This is a genomic window from Modestobacter sp. URMC 112 (genome assembly GCF_053502575.1).
Genome location: NZ_CP199957.1, coordinates 2,116,388 through 2,133,591 on the forward strand (window position 1 = coordinate 2,116,388; position 17,204 = coordinate 2,133,591).

The 17,204-nt window shown below is 75.1% G+C and carries 17 protein-coding genes; 11 read left to right on the forward strand and 6 right to left on the reverse strand.

The annotated features are described in order from the left end of the window. Positions 1-16 precede the first annotated feature (16 nt). Both ligD and purU read left to right on the forward strand, forming a co-directional pair. On the forward strand, positions 17-952 hold the full coding sequence (ligD, locus tag ACWIX6_RS09895; RefSeq protein ID WP_448616672.1) for a non-homologous end-joining DNA ligase: 936 nt from the start codon (positions 17-19) through the stop codon (positions 950-952). Positions 953-1,122: 170 nt separating this feature from the next. Further along, positions 1,123-2,001, forward strand: coding sequence for a formyltetrahydrofolate deformylase (gene purU / locus ACWIX6_RS09900; RefSeq protein ID WP_448616673.1), 879 nt, complete (start codon positions 1,123-1,125; stop codon positions 1,999-2,001). A 70-nt stretch (positions 2,002-2,071) separates the two neighbouring features. Here the strand turns inward: purU and ACWIX6_RS09905 are convergent, their stop codons facing one another. Both ACWIX6_RS09905 and ACWIX6_RS09910 read right to left on the reverse strand, forming a co-directional pair. After that, complete coding sequence (locus ACWIX6_RS09905) at positions 2,072-3,019, reverse strand: proteasome assembly chaperone family protein (RefSeq protein WP_448616674.1); 948 nt, start codon at positions 3,017-3,019, stop codon at positions 2,072-2,074. A 31-nt stretch (positions 3,020-3,050) separates the two neighbouring features. Further along, positions 3,051-4,445: an AI-2E family transporter gene (locus ACWIX6_RS09910; protein WP_448616675.1), complete on the reverse strand. Its 1,395-nt coding sequence runs from the start codon at positions 4,443-4,445 to the stop codon at positions 3,051-3,053. 111 nt (positions 4,446-4,556) lie between these two features. Here ACWIX6_RS09910 and ACWIX6_RS09915 point away from each other — a divergent pair, with 111 nt between their 5' ends. The 5 genes from ACWIX6_RS09915 to ACWIX6_RS09935 all read left to right on the forward strand — a co-directional run bounded on the left by ACWIX6_RS09915 (position 4,557) and on the right by ACWIX6_RS09935 (position 7,654). Beyond that, positions 4,557-5,024: a PPOX class F420-dependent oxidoreductase gene (locus ACWIX6_RS09915; protein WP_448616676.1), complete on the forward strand. Its 468-nt coding sequence runs from the start codon at positions 4,557-4,559 to the stop codon at positions 5,022-5,024. A 38-nt stretch (positions 5,025-5,062) separates the two neighbouring features. Continuing rightward, the gene (locus ACWIX6_RS09920) at positions 5,063-5,647 is read left to right on the forward strand and encodes a hypothetical protein (protein WP_448616677.1); all 585 of its coding nucleotides are present in this window, start codon (positions 5,063-5,065) and stop codon (positions 5,645-5,647) included. After that, the gene (locus ACWIX6_RS09925) at positions 5,644-6,165 is read left to right on the forward strand and encodes a hypothetical protein (RefSeq protein WP_448616678.1); all 522 of its coding nucleotides are present in this window, start codon (positions 5,644-5,646) and stop codon (positions 6,163-6,165) included. Before ACWIX6_RS09920 ends, ACWIX6_RS09925 begins: the two co-directional genes overlap by 4 nt. A gap of 139 nt (positions 6,166-6,304) precedes the next feature. Further along, positions 6,305-6,853, forward strand: a complete 549-nt coding sequence (locus ACWIX6_RS09930) for a hypothetical protein (protein ID WP_448616679.1) — start codon at positions 6,305-6,307, stop codon at positions 6,851-6,853. 48 nt (positions 6,854-6,901) lie between these two features. Then, positions 6,902-7,654: a dienelactone hydrolase family protein gene (locus ACWIX6_RS09935; protein WP_448616680.1), complete on the forward strand. Its 753-nt coding sequence runs from the start codon at positions 6,902-6,904 to the stop codon at positions 7,652-7,654. Here ACWIX6_RS09935 and ACWIX6_RS09940 read toward each other — a convergent pair. Further along, complete coding sequence (locus tag ACWIX6_RS09940) at positions 7,629-8,990, reverse strand: MFS transporter (RefSeq protein WP_448616681.1); 1,362 nt, start codon at positions 8,988-8,990, stop codon at positions 7,629-7,631. The two genes, ACWIX6_RS09935 and ACWIX6_RS09940, sit on opposite strands and share 26 nt — an antisense overlap. A 199-nt stretch (positions 8,991-9,189) precedes the next feature. Here ACWIX6_RS09940 and ACWIX6_RS09945 point away from each other — a divergent pair, with 199 nt between their 5' ends. Further along, entirely contained in the window at positions 9,190-10,542 is a 1,353-nt protein-coding gene (locus tag ACWIX6_RS09945) for an MFS transporter (protein WP_448616682.1), read from the forward strand. On the opposite strand, the gene ACWIX6_RS09950 is transcribed toward ACWIX6_RS09945, so the two are convergent. Together ACWIX6_RS09950 and ACWIX6_RS09955 are read right to left on the reverse strand one after the other, a co-directional pair. After that, entirely contained in the window at positions 10,518-11,240 is a 723-nt protein-coding gene (locus ACWIX6_RS09950) for a spermidine synthase (protein WP_448616683.1), read from the reverse strand. The genes ACWIX6_RS09945 and ACWIX6_RS09950 overlap by 25 nt on opposite strands. A gap of 34 nt (positions 11,241-11,274) precedes the next feature. After that, the gene (locus tag ACWIX6_RS09955) at positions 11,275-11,961 is read right to left on the reverse strand and encodes a GntR family transcriptional regulator (RefSeq protein WP_448616684.1); all 687 of its coding nucleotides are present in this window, start codon (positions 11,959-11,961) and stop codon (positions 11,275-11,277) included. A gap of 171 nt (positions 11,962-12,132) precedes the next feature. Between ACWIX6_RS09955 and ACWIX6_RS09960 the strand changes: the two genes are divergently transcribed. The 3 genes from ACWIX6_RS09960 to ACWIX6_RS09970 are packed head-to-tail and all read left to right on the forward strand — an operon-like array spanning position 12,133 to position 16,129. Beyond that, positions 12,133-14,145: a primary-amine oxidase gene (locus ACWIX6_RS09960; RefSeq protein WP_448616685.1), complete on the forward strand. Its 2,013-nt coding sequence runs from the start codon at positions 12,133-12,135 to the stop codon at positions 14,143-14,145. Beyond that, positions 14,142-15,650: an APC family permease gene (locus ACWIX6_RS09965; protein ID WP_448616686.1), complete on the forward strand. Its 1,509-nt coding sequence runs from the start codon at positions 14,142-14,144 to the stop codon at positions 15,648-15,650. Before ACWIX6_RS09960 ends, ACWIX6_RS09965 begins: the two co-directional genes overlap by 4 nt. Next, the gene (locus ACWIX6_RS09970; protein ID WP_448616687.1) at positions 15,647-16,129 is read left to right on the forward strand and encodes a hypothetical protein; all 483 of its coding nucleotides are present in this window, start codon (positions 15,647-15,649) and stop codon (positions 16,127-16,129) included. The genes ACWIX6_RS09965 and ACWIX6_RS09970 overlap by 4 nt, the downstream gene beginning before the upstream one ends. Positions 16,130-16,175: 46 nt before the next feature. On the opposite strand, the gene ACWIX6_RS09975 is transcribed toward ACWIX6_RS09970, so the two are convergent. Continuing rightward, a complete protein-coding gene (locus ACWIX6_RS09975) occupies positions 16,176-17,141 on the reverse strand; it encodes an alpha/beta fold hydrolase (protein WP_448616688.1) in 966 nt (321 codons plus the stop codon). Positions 17,142-17,204: the final 63 nt, after the last annotated feature.

The window sequence follows — 17,204 nt, forward strand, 5'->3', positions numbered from 1 at the left end:
CGGGACGGTGGCCGCGGTGAACCGGCAGCGGGTGCGGGTCGACGGCCGGCAGCTGGTCGTCTCGAACCTGGAGAAGGTGCTCTTCCCCGACGTCTCGTTCACCAAGGCGCAGGTCATCGACTACTACGTCCGGATCGCCGGGGTGCTGCTGCCGCACCTGTCCGGCCGACCGGTGACGTTCACCCGGTGGCCCGACGGCGTGGAGGGGCAGGCGTTCTTCGAGAAGAACAGCGCCCGGCACGCCCCGGACTGGGTCCGCCGGGTCACCGTGCCCAGCCCCGGCAGCTCCAAGGACCGCGAGACGCTGGACATGGTGCTGCTGGAGACGGTGGCCGACCTCGCCTGGGCGGCCAACCTGGCCGCGCTCGAGCTTCACGTGCCGCAGTGGCAGATCGGCAGCAAGCTCCAGCCGGCGCTGCCCGACCTGCTGGTGCTGGACCTCGACCCCGGCCCGAACGCCGGCATCTACGAGTGCTGCGCCGTGGCGGAGCGGCTCCGCGAGCGGCTGGTCGACGACGGGCTGGACCCGGTGGTGAAGACCTCGGGGTCCAAGGGCATGCAGGTCTACGCCCCGGTCCGGGTGAGCGACCGCCAGCACCCCAGCCGCTACGCCAGGCACCTGGCCCAGGAGCTGTCCGCGGAGACCCCCGACCAGGTGGTCTGGCGGATGGAGAAGGCGCTGCGCCCGGGCAAGGTCCTGGTGGACTGGAGCCAGAACAACCCGGCGAAGACGACGGTGGCGCCCTACTCGCTGCGGGCCCGGCCGGACGCGACGGTGTCCACCCCCATCGGCTGGGACGAGGTGGACGCGGTCCGCGTGGGCGACGCCGACCCGGGCTCGCTGCGGTTCCGGACCGAGGAGGTGCTGGCGCGGGTCGAGGAGTACGGCGACCTGTTCGACGTCGCCGGTGCCGTCCGCGGCACGCTGCCCGCCGTCCTCCCCGCCCGCTGAGAAAGGACCCCGTCGCCCCCCAGCCCGCGCTCCGCTCGGGCTGGGCCCCTGCGACGGGGCCCGACCCCAGCCCGCGCTCCGCTCGGGCCGGGACCCTGCGACGGGGCCTCAGCCACTGGGGCGCGACCCTGTAGGAACGGCGCGGTCGCCGGCCTGGGACGATGCCCGGCGTGCCTGCCCCGGATCGCCGTGCCGCTCCTTCCGACGTCGGCCGGCTCGTGGTCCGGTGCCCGGACCGCCCCGGGATCGTCGCCGCGCTGAGCGGGCTCATGGCCCGCGCCGGGGCCAACATCATCGACTCGCAGCAGCACTCGTCCGACCCCGAGGGTGGGACCTTCACCCTGCGGCTGGAGTTCTTCCTCGCCGGCCTGCCCGCCCGCCGGGACGAGCTGGAGACCGCGCTCGCCGGGCTGGCCGGGGAGTTCCAGCTGACCTGGCGGCTGACCGAGGCCGCCCGCCGTCCCCGGCTGGCGGTGTTCGTCTCCCGGGCCGACCACGTGCTGCAGGAGCTGCTGTACCGGGTCGACGCCGGTGACCTGCAGGCCGAGATCGCCGTCGTCGTCTCCAACCACCCCGACCTGGGACCGGTGGCCCGGGCACACGGCGTGCCGTTCCACCACGTGCCGGTCACCCCGCGGACCAAGGCCGAGGCGGAGGCGCGCGCCCTGGAGCTGATCGGGGACGTCGACCTGGTGGTGCTCGCCCGGTACATGCAGATCGTCTCGGCGGACTTCTGCGGCCGCTTCCCCGAGCGGCTGATCAACATCCACCACAGCTTCCTGCCGGCCTTCGTCGGCGCGAACCCCTACCAGGCGGCGGCCGACCGGGGGGTCAAGCTGATCGGGGCCACCGCGCACTACGTCACCCCCGAGCTCGACGCCGGCCCGATCATCGAGCAGGAGGTGGCGCGCATCGACCACCGCGCCAGCGTCGAGGACATGCGCCGGGTGGGCCGCTACGTGGAGCGCCAGGTGCTGGCCCAGGCGGTGACCTGGCACGTGGAGGACCGGGTCATCGTCGACGGCGAGAAGACCATCGTCTTCGCCTGAAGGACCCGCTCCTCCCCGACCCTCGCACGCTCGGGCCGGGCCCCTGGAGCGGGCCAAGGGGCACGGCCCCCTAGTCGCCCTTGCGGTCCTGCTCGGCGAGGAACTGCTCGATCTGCGCGCCGATCTCCTCGCCGCTGGGCACCTCGCCGGCCGAGCCGAGCAGCCCGGTCGACTCCCGGGCGGAGGTGAAGGAGTCGTACTGCTCCTCCAGCGCCGCGACGACGGCGGTGTTGTCCGCGGACCGGGCGATCTGCTCGTCGATCTCGGTGCGGTTGGACTCGGCGGCCTCCCGCAGCGTCTCGGTCGGCACGTGCAGGCCGGTCAGCCGCTCCAGGTGCTCCAGCAGGGTGAGCGCGGCGGCCGGGTAGGTGGCCGAGGCCAGGTAGTGCGGCACGTGCGCGGCCACCCCGAGGGCGTCCACGCCGGCCTCGCCCATCCGCAGCTCGAGCAGCGCCCCGGCGCTGCCGGGGATGCGCATCTCGCCCCAGTACACCGGGTAGCTCTCGATCAGCTGACGACGCGTGGCGTGCGCGGTCACGGTCACCGGCCGGGTGTGCGGGACCGGCATCGGGATGGCGTGCAACGCCACCACCGAGGTGACCCCGAAGCGGTCCACCAGCTGGCGGACGGCGGCGATGAACCGCTCCCAGGCGAAGTCGGGCTCGGTGCCGTGCAGCAGCAGGAACGGGACGCCGGCGTCGTCCTCCACCGCGTACAGGTCGATCTGCGGCGCGGTGACCGACTCGTAGCGGTCGCCGGTGAAGACCATCCGCGGCCGGTGGCCCCGGTAGTCGACCAGCGCGTCGACGTCGAAGCGGGCCACCAGCTGGTGGGGGAGGGTGGCCAGCAGGTGCGAGCCGGCCAGCGCGCCGGCGTGCGCGGCGTCGAAGTCCCCGGCCAGGTCGTGCACGAGCACCAGCCCGCGGCGCTCCTCGGCCGTCCCCGCTGCCGCCTCGCGGGCGAGCAGCGGCCCGGCCTCGGGGAGCACCTCGACGAGGTCCTCCGGTCGCTGGCGCACGGTGTGTCCTCCTGCGGTCGGCGTCTCTCTCCTAGCGGTGAAGCCCCAGCCGCCGGCGGGCATTCCCGAGCGTCCGGCCGACCGCGCTCTCGGGGCCGGGCTGCGCCGCCGGACCGTCGGGGTCCGCCGCCCGGTCGGCGTCCCTCTGCTCCGCCACCGGGGCGTCGGAGACGGGCGCGCGCACCAGGTGCGCGCCGGTGGCGTCGCCGGTGAGCTCCTGCCGGGTGCCGTCCGCGGCGACCTCGGGGGACAGCCCGTCCAGCTGGTCACGGGCGTAGCGGTAGGCGATGGCGATCAGCGCGGTGACCGGGACGGCGAGAAAGGCCCCGACGATGCCGGCCAGGCTGCTCCCGGCGGTCACGGCCAGGATCACCACGGCGGCGTGCAGGTTGAGCCCGCGTCCCTGGATGATCGGCTGCAGCACGTTGCCCTCCAGCTGCTGCACCAGGACGACGATGCCCAGCACGATCAACGCGGTGCTGAAGCCGTTGCTGACCAGCGCGATGAGCACGGCGAAGGCGCCGGCGACGAAGGCCCCGATGATCGGGACGAAGGCGCCGAAGAAGGTGAGCACCGCCAGCGGCAGCACCAGTGGCACCCCGAGGACCAGCAGGCCCAGGCCGATGAAGAAGGCGTCGATGAAGCCGACCAGGGCCTGCTGCCGGATGAACTCCGACAGCGTCGACCACGCCTTGTCCGACAGCGCCGCCACGTGCGGCGCGGCCCGGGGGCCGGTCTGCGCGGCCAGCCACGGCGTCCACTTCGGGCCGTCCTTGAGGAAGAAGAACGCCAGGATCAGCGCCAGCACCAGGTTGATCAGCAGGTTGCCGATGGTCGTGGCGGTGGTGACGGCGTACCCGGCGATGTTCTGCGCGTTGTTCTGGACCGAGTTGATCACCGAGTCGACGGCGTTCCCGATCTGCTCGTCCCCGAGGTTCAGCGGCGGGCCGGCGATCCACTCCTGGATCTCCTGGAGCCCGCCGGCGAAGCCGTCGGCGAGGTCCTCCACCTGGCTCACGACCTGGGGGGCGATCACCGCGATGATCCCGCCGAACGCCCCCAGGAAGACCAGCAGGACGACGGCGGCGGCGAGCGCCGGCGGCCATCCGTGCTGGCGGAGGAACCGGGTGGCCGGCCAGAGCACGGTGCTGAACAGCAGGCCCAGCACGACGGGCAGCAGCACCACCCACAGCCGGCCCAGCACCCAGCCGACCACGACGAGGGCGGCGGTGATGAGCAGCAGCTGGGCGGAGGCGATGGCCACCCGGCGGGTGGCCCGCTGGAGCTTCTCGCCCCGGTCGGGACCGGGGGCCGGCGCCCGGGTGGCCGGTGCGTCCCCCTCGGGAGTGCTGTCGACACCGACGACGCTGCTCCCACTGGGTCCGCCGGGCGGCCGGGCGTCGGTGGTACCGGGGGTGTCGACCATGCGTCGATCCCAGCACACCTCGGGGCCTGCCACCGGACGGCGGCGCGTGGTGACCGCCACTGTCCCCGGGGCCCGGACGGATCGTCAGGGGGCGGCCGTAGGTTGCCGGGCATGCCGAAGACCGCCACCGTCGACCGGGTCGACCGGGACGAACTGCTCTCCTTCCTCCGCCCCCGGCACCGCGCGGTGCTGATGACCCGCCGGCGCGACGGCGGTCCGCAGTTCTCCCCGGTGACCTGCGGTGTGGACGCCGACGGCCGGGTGGTCGTGTCCACCTATCCGCAGCGGGCCAAGGTGGCCAACGTCCGCCGTGACCCCGCGGTGTCGCTGTGCGTGCTGTCCGACGACTGGGACGGGCCCTGGGTGCAGGTCGACGGGTCCGCCGAGGTGCTCGACCTGCCTGCTGCCCTCGAGCCGCTGGTGGAGTACTACCGGTCGATCAGCGGCGAGCACCCGGACTGGGACGAGTACCGCGCTGCCATGCAGCGGCAGGGCAAGTCGCTGCTGCGGATCACCGTCGAGCGGTGGGGGCCGGTGGCCACCGGTGGCTTCCCTCCCGCGGGTACCGACAAGCTCTGAACCTTGCAGATGTCGATGCAAGCTGCTGAACTTGTCAGGTGCCCTTCGTGCTGACCGTCGACCAGCGGGCGAGCCGCCGGAACCCCGACCGGGTCGCCGGCGTGCTCGACGACCTGGCCGGCGTGCCGACCGTGCTGCGGTTCGAGCGGACCGCCGGGGACGAGTTCCAGGGCGTCCTCGAGGACCCTGCCGTGGTGGTGTCGGTGGTGCTGGAGCTGGCGCGGGCGGGCGGCTGGAGCGTCGGTGTCGGCGCGGGGCCCGTGCAGACGCCGCTGCCGGCGAGCACCCGCGCCGGTGCGGGGCCGGCGTTCGTCGCGGCGCGCGCGGCGGTCGAGGCGGCCAAGCGCCGGCCGGCCCGGGTGGCGGTCCGCGGGGCGGCGTCCACCGCGGCCGGCGATGCGCAGGCCGTGCTGACCGCGCTGGCGGTGCTGGTGCAGCGGCGCAGCGCCCAGGCCTGGGAGGCGATCACCCTGGTCGAGGCCGGCCGCACCCAGGCCGAGGCCGCCGTCGAGCTGGGTGTCACCCGGCAGGCCGTGGGCCAGCGGCTGGCCGCCGGGCTGTGGGAGGTGGAGCGGGACCTGCGCCCCACCGCGGCGCGGCTGCTGGCCCGGGCCGCCGGATGACCGTCGCCGCCGTGCTGCTGCTCGTCGTCGTCGCGGCCGTCGGCGCGGGCCTGGCCTTCCGCCCGGAGCGGACCGGCGGTCCCGTGGGCGCGGGTCTGCTGTCGGGCCTGCTGGCGATCGCGGCCCTGCTCGCCTGGCGCGCCGGGGAGCCGTCGGACCTGGTCGTAGCCGCCGGGGTGGTCGCCGCCGTCCTGGCGGCCGCGGCGGCCGGCGGCCCGGTCGCCACCGCGGTGCTGCGGGCGGCCGACCCGGCCGGGGCCGGGGTGAGCGGCGGCCCGGCCGACCCCCAGGTGCTGCGGGGCGGGGCCTGGATCGGGGTGCTGGAGCGCCTCGGGGTGGCGGCGACGCTGCTCGGCGGGTTCGCCGAGGGGCTGGCCGTCGTCCTCGCGGTGAAGGGCCTGGGCCGGTACGCCGAGCTGAAGGCGCCCGCCGCGGCCGAGCGCTTCATCATCGGCACCCTGGCCAGCGCGCTGTGGGCGGCCGCGTGCGTGGGCGTCGCCGTCCTGCTCGCCGACTGACCGGGGGTTGAGCCCTGGGCGCTCCGGCGTCCGGTGCGGACCCTCCAGCGGGGGTGCAGGTGTACCGGGCGGCGGCGCCACCGGCCATGATGGTCCGACGTCCGCGCTGCCCGGCGCCGCCCCACCGCGAGGAGACCCCGTGACCGACACCCCCGGCCGCACCGGCGCCGGCCACCCTGAGCTGCTCGCCGTCTACTGCAACGACCACCTCGCCTCGGCCACCGGCGGCATCGAGCTGGTCTCCCGGATGATCGGCGCCCACCGGGGGAACCGCCACGAGCCGGCGCTGCGGCAGCTGCTCGGCGAGCTCCGGGAGGAGCGGGCCGCGCTGCAGCAGACCATGGCGGCGCTCGGCTTCCCGGTGCGGCAGTACAAGCAGGTGGCGGTGTGGATCGCGGAGAAGGCCAGCCGCGCCAAGCTCAACGGCGGCCTGCTGTCCCGCTCGCCGCTGAGCTCGCTGATCGAGTTCGAGTTCCTGGCCTCGGCCGTCCGCGGCAAGCGCAGCGGCTTCGAGACGTTGCGCATCGTCGCCGAGGTCGACGACCGGATCGACGCCGCGCTGTTCGACCGGCTCATCGACCAGGCCAACCGCCAGTTCGAGTGGGCCACCGACGTGCGCCGCGAGGTGGCCGCGGAGGTCTTCGGCGGCGACCCGGCCGCGGTCGCCGACGCCGACACCGACGCCTGAGGTCCCCCGGCCGGGCCGCGGACTGCCGGCGGCGGTAGACACAGCCACATGTGCCACGACCACGACAGCCGCCCGCCCGCCCCGCCGCGCTCCGGGGACGTCGCCGAGCGCGGCCTGCTCACGCTGACCGCCGCGGACGGCACCGAGTTCTCCGCCGCCTACGCCGCGCCGGCCGCCACCCCCCGGGTCGGCGTCGTCGTGCTGCCCGACATCCGGGGGCTGCACCCCTACTACGTCGCGCTGGCCGAGCGGTTCGCCGAGGCCGGGCTCCCCGCCGTCGCGATCGACTGGTTCGGCCGGACCGCCGGGCTGGCCGAGAACGGCACCCGCGGTGAGGACTTCGGCTGGCAGGAGCACATCCCGCAGACCACCCCGGCCGGGATCGACGCGGACATCACGGCCGCCGTCGACTACCTGCGCAGCCGCACCGAGGCGGGCCTGCCGGTGGTCACCGTCGGCTTCTGCTTCGGCGGCAGCCACTCCTGGCGGCAGTCCGGCGGCACCCTGGACGTGGCCGGCTGCGCCGGCTTCTACGGCAGGCCCGGCATGGTGGGCGAGGCGGCGTCCCGGGCGAGCCGGCCGACCGTGATGGTCATCGCCGGCGCCGACCAGGCCACCCCGGTCGAGGAGCAGCGGGCGCTGGCCGCGACCATGCGCGCGGCCGGGGCCGACGTCGACGACGTCGTCTACGAGGGCGCTCCGCACTCCTTCTTCGACCGGGCCTTCGACGAGTGGGCCGAGGCGTGCCAGGACGCCTGGCGGCACGTGCTCGCCCTCACCGACCGGGTCGCCGCCCGCTGACCCGCGGCAGCGAGGCGCCGAGCACCGCGGTCGCGAGACACGCGCCGCAGCCGACCAGGGCGATGGTCGTGTAGCCGCTGCTGGCCGGGTACGCGGCCCGCGCCGCTGTGGCCGCCTCCAGCAGCGTCGCGCTCAGCGCGCTGCCCACCGCGAAGCCGACGTAGCGGAGCACCTGGTTCAGGCTCATCGCGCTGCCGGTCTCCCGCACCGGGACGGCGGCCACGATCACCCCCGGCAGCGCGGCGAACAGCAGGCCGACGCCCAGGCCGGACACCGCCGAGCCGAGGAACAGCTGCCACAGCTCCTCGCGCAGCAGGCCGAACAGCAGCAGGCCCGCGCCCAGCACCACGGCGCCCAGCGACAGTACCGCCCGCGGGCCGGCGCGCCGGTCCAGCGGCCGGGCCAGCCGGCTGGCGACCACGCTGGCGAGGGAGAACGGCAGCAGCACCAGACCGGCGACCGCCACGTCCGCGCCGAAGCCGTAGCCGGTGGACTCCGGGGTCTGGGCCAGCCGGGGCGCCGAGGCCAGCAGCAGGTAGTTGGCCAGCCCGGCCAGCAGCGCGGTCCCGTGGGCGGTCGCCGCGGCCCGGCCGCGGGCCAGCCGCAGGTCCACCAGCGGCGCCGGCGCCCGCAGCTGCCAGGCGGCCCAGGCCACCAGCGCCAGGACGGCGACCCCGCCGAGCCCGAGCACCACCGGCGACGTCCAGCCGGCGCCCTCGCCCTCGCCCAGCGCCAGCAGCCCGGCGGCGAGGCCGGTGCCCAGCAGCAGCGCCCCGGCGACGTCCAGCCGGCGGGCCGGGACCTGCTCGCCCGGCGGGAAGACGAACGCGGCCGCGACCAGGGCACCCGCGCCCGCCACCGCGCCGGACCAGAAGGCGGCGTGCACCCCGCCCAGCTCGGCGATGGCGCCGGTCACGGGGTAGCCCAGTCCCACCCCGGCCGCGACGGTCACCGACAGCGCGGCCACCGTCGACCGGGACCGCTCGGCGGACAGCGCGGTGCGGGCGGTGGCGATGGCCAGCGGGGTGAGGCCCAGTCCCAGCCCCTGCAGCGCCCGGCCGGCGATCGTCGCGCCCAGCCCCAGCGGGAGGGCGGCGAGCACGCTGCCCAGCACGACGGCCGCCAGCACCACCAGGACGACGGTGCGCCGCCGCGGCCCGTCGCCCAGCCGGCCGACCACCGGCGTGCTGACCGCGCCGACGAGGAGGGTGACGGTGAGGGTCCACTGCGCGGAGGCGACCGGGACGTCGTAGGCCGCCGCGATGGCCGGCACGAGCGGCGCGCCCAGGCTGCTCACCACGGCGACCAGCGCGACCAGGTACAGCAGGACGGGCACCAGGCCGGGTGGCTCCGGGGGATGCGGGGAGGTCGCCGTCCCCGCATGGTTGGCTCGTGCACCTGACGTCGCCACGGCTGCGAAGGTAGCCGCCGGCGCCGGCGGCGAGCCTGCCCCCACCGGGGGCGGACGGCACGCGGTGAGGGACCTCACCCGCGGCCGCGGAACAACCGGGCGCGCTGCGGTGTCACACCTGGGCGTGACCACGCCGAGCTCCCTCTCTGTCGGGACCCCGCGGCGGGCCTACGTCGTCTGGGCTGTCGGGCTGCTCGCCTACGCGGTCGCGGTCTTCCACCGCGGGTCCCTCGGGGTGGCCGGGGTCCAGGCCCAGGAGCACTTCTCCGCCGGGGCGTCGGCGATCTCGCTGTTCCTGGTGCTGCAGCTGGCCGTGTACGCGGCGCTGCAGGTCCCGGTGGGGCTCGCCCTGGACCGGTTCGGCTCCCGCCGCATGATCGTCGCGGGCGCGCTCACCATGGCGGGCGGACAGCTGGTGCTGGCCCTCGCCACCGACGTGCCGACCGCCGTGGCCGCCCGCGTGCTGGTCGGCGCGGGCGACGCGATGACGTTCATCAGCGTGCTGCGGGTGGTCGCGATGTGGTTCACCGGGCGCACCGTCCCGGTGGTCACCCAGCTCACCGGCATCCTCGGTCAGGTCGGCCAGATCGTCGCCGCCTACCCCCTGGTCGCGCTGCTGCGGGACACCTCCTGGTCCGCGACGTTCCTCGGCGCCGCCGCGGTCGGCGTGCTGGTCGCCGTCCTGGTGGCCGTCGCTCTGCAGGACGCCCCGGCGGGGACCGTGCCGTCCGCGCCGGCCGGGATGGCGCAGCTGCGCGCCGACCTGGCCGCCACCTGGCGCGAGTCGGGCACCCAGCTGGGCCTGTACACCCACCTGGTCACCCAGTTCTCCGGCACGGTGTTCGGCCTGCTGTGGGGCTTCCCGTTCCTCACCCTCGGGCAGGGCCTGAGCCCGGCCACCGCGGCCACTCTGCTCACCCTGCTCGTGGTGGTCGGCATGGGCTTCGGCCCGCTGCTGGGCCGGCTGGTCGGGCGCTGGCCGCTGCGCCGCTCCAACCTGGTCTTCGGGATCACCGTGGCGACCGTGGCCACCTGGACCGTCGTCCTGCTGTGGCCGGGCACCGCGCCGCTGTGGCTGCTGGTCGTGCTGGTCCTCGTGCTGGGCACCAACGGGCCGGGCTCGATGATCGGCTTCGACTTCGCCCGTACGGAGAACCCGGTGGAGCGGAGCGGCAGCGCCACCGGCGTGGTCAACGTCGGCGGCTTCGTCGCCTCGCTGTGCACGGTGCTGGCCATCGGCGCGGTGCTGGACGCGATGACCCCGGGCAGCTCCACCGACTACGGCCTGGACGCGTTCCGGGCCGCGTTCGCCGTCCAGTACGTGTTCTGGGCGCTGGGCCTGGTCGGCGTGGTGCGGCACCGCCGCTCCGTCCGGGCGCGGATGGCCCGGGCCGGCATCGTGCCGGTGCCGCTGCGGGTGGCGGTGGGCGCCCGGCTGCGCGGCGGGTCGGCCTACGAGCGGCGCACCGGGGACTGACCTCCCGCGCCGGTGCGGCGGGCCAGCGCGATCGCGTAGTCGAAGCGCCGGCCGTCGCGCTCGACCGGCCGCACCACCTGGTCGGCCTCCTCCGCCGCGGGCAGCGCGGCCAGCCGGGCGACCAGCTCCGGGACCGGGTCCGAGGACCAGATCGCCAGCACCCCGGCCGGGCGCAGCGCCGCCAGGGCAACCGCCAGCCCGGCCGGCTCGTACAGCGCCGCGTTGGACCCGTGCACCAGGAACCCCGGTCCGTTGTCCACGTCGAGCAGCACCGCGTCCCACTGCCCGGGCGCGGCGGCCAGCGCGGCGGCGACGTCCCCGGTCCGCAGCCGCAGCCGACGGTCGGACAGGCCCGCCAGGCTCGGCAGCAGCCCCCGGGCGGCCCAGCCGACCAGCGCGGGCTGCAGCTCCACGACGTCGACCGAGGCCACCCGCGGGTCGGCGAGCGCGGCGGCGGCGGTCCAGCCCAGGCCCAGGCCGCCGACCAGCACCCGCAGCCGGTCCCCCGGGAGGCGGCGCAGCGCCTCGGTGGCCAGCAGCCGCTCGGTCGAGGTGTCGACGTCGTCCATGGCGAAGACGCCGTCCACGATCAGCTCCAGGTGGTCGGCGTCCGCCCCGGTCCGCCGGCGCAGGACCAGCTCGCCGTGCGCGCCGGTGGCCCGGCCCAGTTCCTCCACCGCTGTCGGGTCGACGGTCACCCCCGGGAGTCTGGGCCATCGGCGCCGCGGCGGGTCATCCGCTCCGCTGGTCCTCGTCGCGGTCGTCGGGCGCCCCGTGGTCCTGGTGCCGGGTGAGCCCCTCGCGCACGTGCGCGACCATGACCGCGCCGGCGTGGTCGGGGTCGCCGCTGCGCAGGGCGGCCAGCACGTCGGCGTGGTCGGTGACCAGGTCGATCCCGGCGGGGGCGGAGGCGTAGTAGTCGCCCCACGCCTGCAGCGTCACGCTGCGCCCCCACAGGTCGTCGAACAGCTCGAGCAGGAACCGGTTGCCGGCGGCCTCGACGATCGCCCGGTGGGCCAGCCGGTTGGCCTGGAAGGCGTCTCGCCCGCCGGTCCCGGCCGCGGCGGACAGCCGGCCCAGCTCGGCCTCGATCCGGTCGACCGCGGCGGCGGCGCGGGCGGCGACCAGCCGCGCGGCCTGTCCCTCGACGGCCTCGCGGACCTCGTACAGGTGGCCGATGTCCTCCCGGGTCAGCTCCGGGACGACGTAGCCGCGCCCGGCGGCCGCGCGGATCGTGCCCTCCCGCTCCATCCGCTGCAGCGCCTCGCGCACGGGCGTGCGGCTGATGCCCAGCCGCAGCGCGAGCACGTCCTGGACGAGGCGGTCGCCGGGGGCCAGGTCCCCGGACAGCAGCGCCTCGGTCAGCCGCTCGTAGGCGAGGTCGGCGAGGGAGATGGTCTCGATGCGGCTCAGGGACATGGGATGCGGCTCAGGGACATGGAACCCGCCTCGCGGTCACGGAGCCACCATTCCTAGCAGTGTGACCGAGTGCACAACAAGGCCTTGGCTGCGCTCCGTGCACCGTATACGGTCCGCGGCACCGAGCCCATGGACCCGACCCGGCTCGGCAACCCAGTCGAGGAGTCCCACGTGGCAATCCAGTTCCCGGACATCCGGACGACGACGCACAGCTCGCCGCTCGAGCCGCTCAGCGCCGAGGAGATCACCCGGGTGAGCGCCGTGCTGCGCGAGCAGCGCGAGCTCGGTCCCCGGGTCCGGTTCGTCTCCATCACCCTGCAGGAGCCCCCGAAGGAGGAGGTGCTCGCCTGGCAGCGCGGCGACACGAACCCGCCCGAGCGGGCGGCGTTCGTCGTCCTCTACGACCGCAGCGTGTCGCAGACGATCGAGACGGTGGTGTCGCTGTCCTCGGGCGTGGTCACCTCGTGGCGGGTGGTCGAGGGCGTCCAGCCCGGCGTCATGCTCGAGGAGTTCTTCGCCACCGAGGAGATCACCCGGGCCGACCCCCGGTGGCAGGAGGCCATGCGCAAGCGCGGGGTCACCGACTTCTCCCTGGCGATGATCGACCCGTGGGCGGCCGGCTACGACCTCGAGGACCCGCTGGGCCGCCGGCTGATCCGGCCGCTGACCTTCGTCCGGTCCCGCGAGGACGACAACGGCTACGCCCGTCCCGTCGAGGGGCTGGTCGTGCTCGTCGACCTCGACCTCATGGAGGTCATCGACGTCCGCGACCACGGCGTGGTCCCGCTGCCGGAGAAGGCCGGCAACTACATGCCCGAGCTGATGTTCGACGACGACAACCGCCCGGCGCACACCGCCGTCCGGGACGACGTCAAGCCGATCGAGATCACCCAGCCCGAGGGCCCCAGCTTCACCGTGGACGGCCACGCCGTGAGCTGGCAGAAGTGGCGGCTGCAGGTCGGCTACTCCCCGCGCGAGGGGCTGGTCCTGCACCAGATCGGCTACGAGGACCGCGGCCGGGTGCGCCCGGTCGTCTACCGGGCGTCGCTGTCGGAGATGTACATCCCCTACGCCGACCCGGCCCCGACCCACCGGATCAAGAACGTCTTCGACGAGGGCGAGTACGGCGTCGGCCTGCTGCTCAACCCGCTGCAGCTGGGCTGCGACTGCCTCGGCGAGATCCACTACTTCGACGCCGTCGCCAACGACCAGGACGGCCAGCCGCTGACCATCCCGAACGCCATCTGCATGCACGAGGAGGACTTCGGCGTCGGCTGGAAGCACACCGACTTCCGCACCGAGAAGATGGAGGTCCGCCGGTCCCGGCGGCTGGTCATCTCCTGCTTCGCCACCGTCGGCAACTACGAGTACGGGTTCTTCTGGTACCTCTACACCGACGGCACCATCCAGTTCGAGGTCAAGCTCACCGGCGTCATCTCCACCGGCGCCGTCCCGGTGGGGGAGCAGCCGCGCTTCGGCACCCTCGTCGCCCCCGGCCTCTACGGACCGCACCACCAGCACTTCTTCAACGTGCGGATGGACATGCAGGTCGACGGCGAGGGCAACTCCGTCTACGAGGTCGACTCCGTCCCGCTGCCCCCCGGTGCGGACAACCCGTACGGCAACGCGTGGGTGACCAACAAGACGCTGCTGGCCCGGGAGAGCGAGGCGCAGCGGCGCATCGACCCCTTCGCCGCCCGGACCTGGCAGATCGTCAACCCGTCCTCGGTCAACGAGCTCGGCCAGCCGGCCGGCTACAAGCTGATGCCCGGGGACAACGTGCTGCCGATGCAGCAGGAGGGCTCCCAGGCCTTCGACCGGGCGCAGTTCGCCTACAACCACCTGTGGGTCACCCGGTACGAGCAGGGCGAGCTGTTCGCCGCCGGTGACTACCCCAACCAGAGCCAGCGGCCCGGCGGTCTGCCCGAGTTCGTCAAGGCCGACCGCTCCCTCGAGGACACCGACGTCGTCGTCTGGTACTCCTTCGGCGCGCACCACATCGTGCGCCCCGAGGACTGGCCGGTCATGCCGGTGAGCACCATCGGCTTCCACCTCAAGCCGGTGGGCTTCTTCGACGGCAACCCCGCGCTGGACATGCCGCGGTCCACGCCGGCCTGCCACGCCAGCGGCAACGGCAACGGCAACGGTGCGGGTCCGGTGCCGCAGGCGCAGGTGACCGAGTGACACGCGCAGCCGAGGACCGTCCCGCGGTCCACTCCGACAAGGGGCTCGCGCACGAGTCGATGAGCCAGGCCGAGGTGATGGCCCAGTCGGTCGCCGGCATCGCCCCGAGCGCCGTCATGGCGACCGGGCCGGCGCTGATCGTGCTGTTCGCCGGGCCGGGGGCGTGGCTGTCCTACCTGGCGGCGACGATCATCGTCGTCCTGGTCGGGCTGGTCGTGGCCCAGTTCGCCCGGCGGTTCGCCTCGTCGGGGTCGCTGTACAGCTACGTCGCCCGCGGCCTGGGCCCCACCGGCGCGTTCGCCACCGGCTGGAGCCTGGTCATCGGCTACGCCTGCATCGCCATGCTCGGCGTCACGCTGATCGGGCCCTTCCTCGGCAGCCTGCTCAGCCAGGTGGGGCTCCCGGGGACGACCTCGCAGACCGCGTACATCGTGATGACGGCGCTCTCCACGGTCGCCGCGGCGACCTTCGCGATCGTCGGCATCAGGATCTCCACCCGGGTGGGCCTGGTCCTCGAGGTCATCTCGGTGGCCGCCGTCCTGCTGGTGCTCGCCGTCGTGGTCTTCCGCGGTGGCGACAGCGCGGCGCCGTCGCTGTTCGACTTCTCCGGCACGAGCTTCGACGGTGTCACCTACGGGATCGTGCTGGCGGTGCTCGGCTTCGTCGGGTTCGAGAGCGCGGCCAGCCTCGGTGCGGAGGCGAAGAACCCGCACCGGACGATCCCCCGGGCGGTCATCGGCAGCGCGGTGCTGGTCGGCGTGCTGTACGTCTTCGCCTCCATCGCCTCGGTGATGGGATTCGGCGGCACGGAGGCGCTGAGCGGCAGCGCCGCGCCGGTCAGCGAGCTCGCCGAGCGGTACGGCCTGGGCAGCATCGTCTGGATCGTCGACCTCGGGGTCGCCGCGTCGTTCTTCGCGGTCGCGATCGCCAGCATCAACGCCGCGTCCCGGGTGCTCTACACCATGGGCGAGGAGGACGTGCTGCCCGCGGCCCTGGGCCGCGCGCACCACTCGTACAAGACGCCGCACGTGGCGATCGGCGTCCTCGCACCGATCATCGGCCTGGTGCCGCTGGTGCTGATGATCGGCGGCCGGGAGCCCTTCGAGGTCTACGCCTACGTGGGCACCGTCGGGACCTTCGGCTACATGGTCGGCTACCTGCTGATGGCCATCGCCCTGCCGTTCTTCCTGCGCCGGCGGGGGGAGGGCAACCCGGTGTCGACCGTCCTGGCGGTCGTCGTCGTGGCGGCGCTCCTGTACGTGTTCTACAAGAACGTCATCCCGGTGCCGGAGTTCCCGCTCAACCTGCTGCTGCCGATCTTCGTCGCCGTGCTGGCGCTGGGGATGGGCTGGTACTTCGTGGTGCGGTCCCGGCGACCCGAGGTGCTGGCCGAGGTGGGCAGCACCGAGGAGGACCCGATCCCGCCGCACGCGGACGGCGGTCTCGGCGGGGGGACCGCGCAGGACCGGTCCCCCGGAGCGGGACCGCCGGTCGGGCAGGCGTGAGCACGGCCGGGGACGGGCAGCGCGGGGTGGCGACCCTCGGGCGGGTGGCCGCCTGGACCGGTGCGGTGTGCGTCGCACTGCACCTCGCGGTGGCCGTCCCCGGCGGCCACGGCGGTCCCGTGGTGAGCGCCCTGTTCGTCGCGATGGCGGTCGTCTGCCTGGGGTGCGTGCGCGCGCTGTGGCGCGGTCCGGGGGTGGGCGTGTGGCGGAGCACCGGGCTGATGTACGGCGGGATGCTGTTCGTGCACCTGCTGCTGCTCAGTGCCGCCTCCGGGACGGCCGGCCACACCGGTCATGCCGGCCACGGGGCCGGGCAGGGGACCGGTGCGGGCGGCTGGCTGGAGGCCGGCACGTGGGCCGGCCTGCTGCTGGCCCTCGTCCAGGTCGCCCTGGCCGGGTACGTGCTGGCGACCGGGCGGGCCGGCACCCACCGGCTCGCCGTGCCGGCCGGTCAGCGGGCGGGGCTGCCCGCCGCCTGACCGACGTCGCGCGGCCGCGCCGGGCCCGGGAACGGGCCCGGCGCGGTCACCGCGCGTCCCGGGTGGAGTCGGGGTCGGGGTCGGCGAGGAAGGCCCTGATCCGATCCGCCGTCCAGGCCGGGTCCTCGAGGGCCAGCAGGTGGCCGACGCCCGGCCGGAGCTCGAAGGTCCAGTCCGGCCGGGTGGCGGCCAGCGCGCGGGCCGGCCCCGGCCGGGCCAGCGGGTCGTCGCCGCCCTGCAGCCACAGTGTCGGGACGGTGACCCCGGCGATGGTGCGTCGCCAGGCGCGCGCCCGGGCGAGCAGGGCCATGGTGCCGACCAGTGCGGCCCACTGCTGCGCCTGGGCGGCGGCCGCGTCCGGGCGGGCCGCCCGGTCGCGGGTCTCCGCCACGACGGCCGCGACGCCCTCGGGGTCGAGCCGGTCGACGTGCGGCGTTGCCTGGCGCACCTGCTGGTCGACGACCTGCTCGGGCGTCAGCGCGGCGAGCCTCCGGGCGACCGCCCGGGCGACGCCGGGCGTCCGGAGGAACGCCCGCTTGACCGCGATGGACAGGTCCAGCCGACCTGCGCTGCCGGGGACCGGCGGACTGAGCAGCACGAGCTGCCGGACGGTCTCCGGCGCCGCGGCTGCCTGCAGCACGGTCAGGACGCCGCCCATCGAGTGCCCGAGCAGCACCACCGGCGCACCGACGACCTCGCGGACGAACCGGTCGACCATCCGGCGGTCGGCGGTCACCGCGTCGGGACGCCGGCCGGTGGGGACGCCGCTGCCGCCATGACCGAACAGGTCGACGGCGAGGACGCGGTGGGTCGCGGCGAGCAGCGGCGCGAACAGCCCCCACATCAGGGCCGAGCCCCCGAGCCCGTGCACGCACAGCACCACCGGCGCGCCGGGCGGGCCGCCCAGGTCCAGCGACCGCACGGGGCCGTCGAGGTCGGTGACCACGGCCGTGGCGCCCGGCGGCCAGGCGACCGCGGTCGGGGTGCCGCTGACGGCGGGGGAGGGGGACATCGTCGCCTCCTGGCGGGCACGGGTGCCCTGATGCTCCTCCGCTCCCGCGCCTGCCGGCCACCT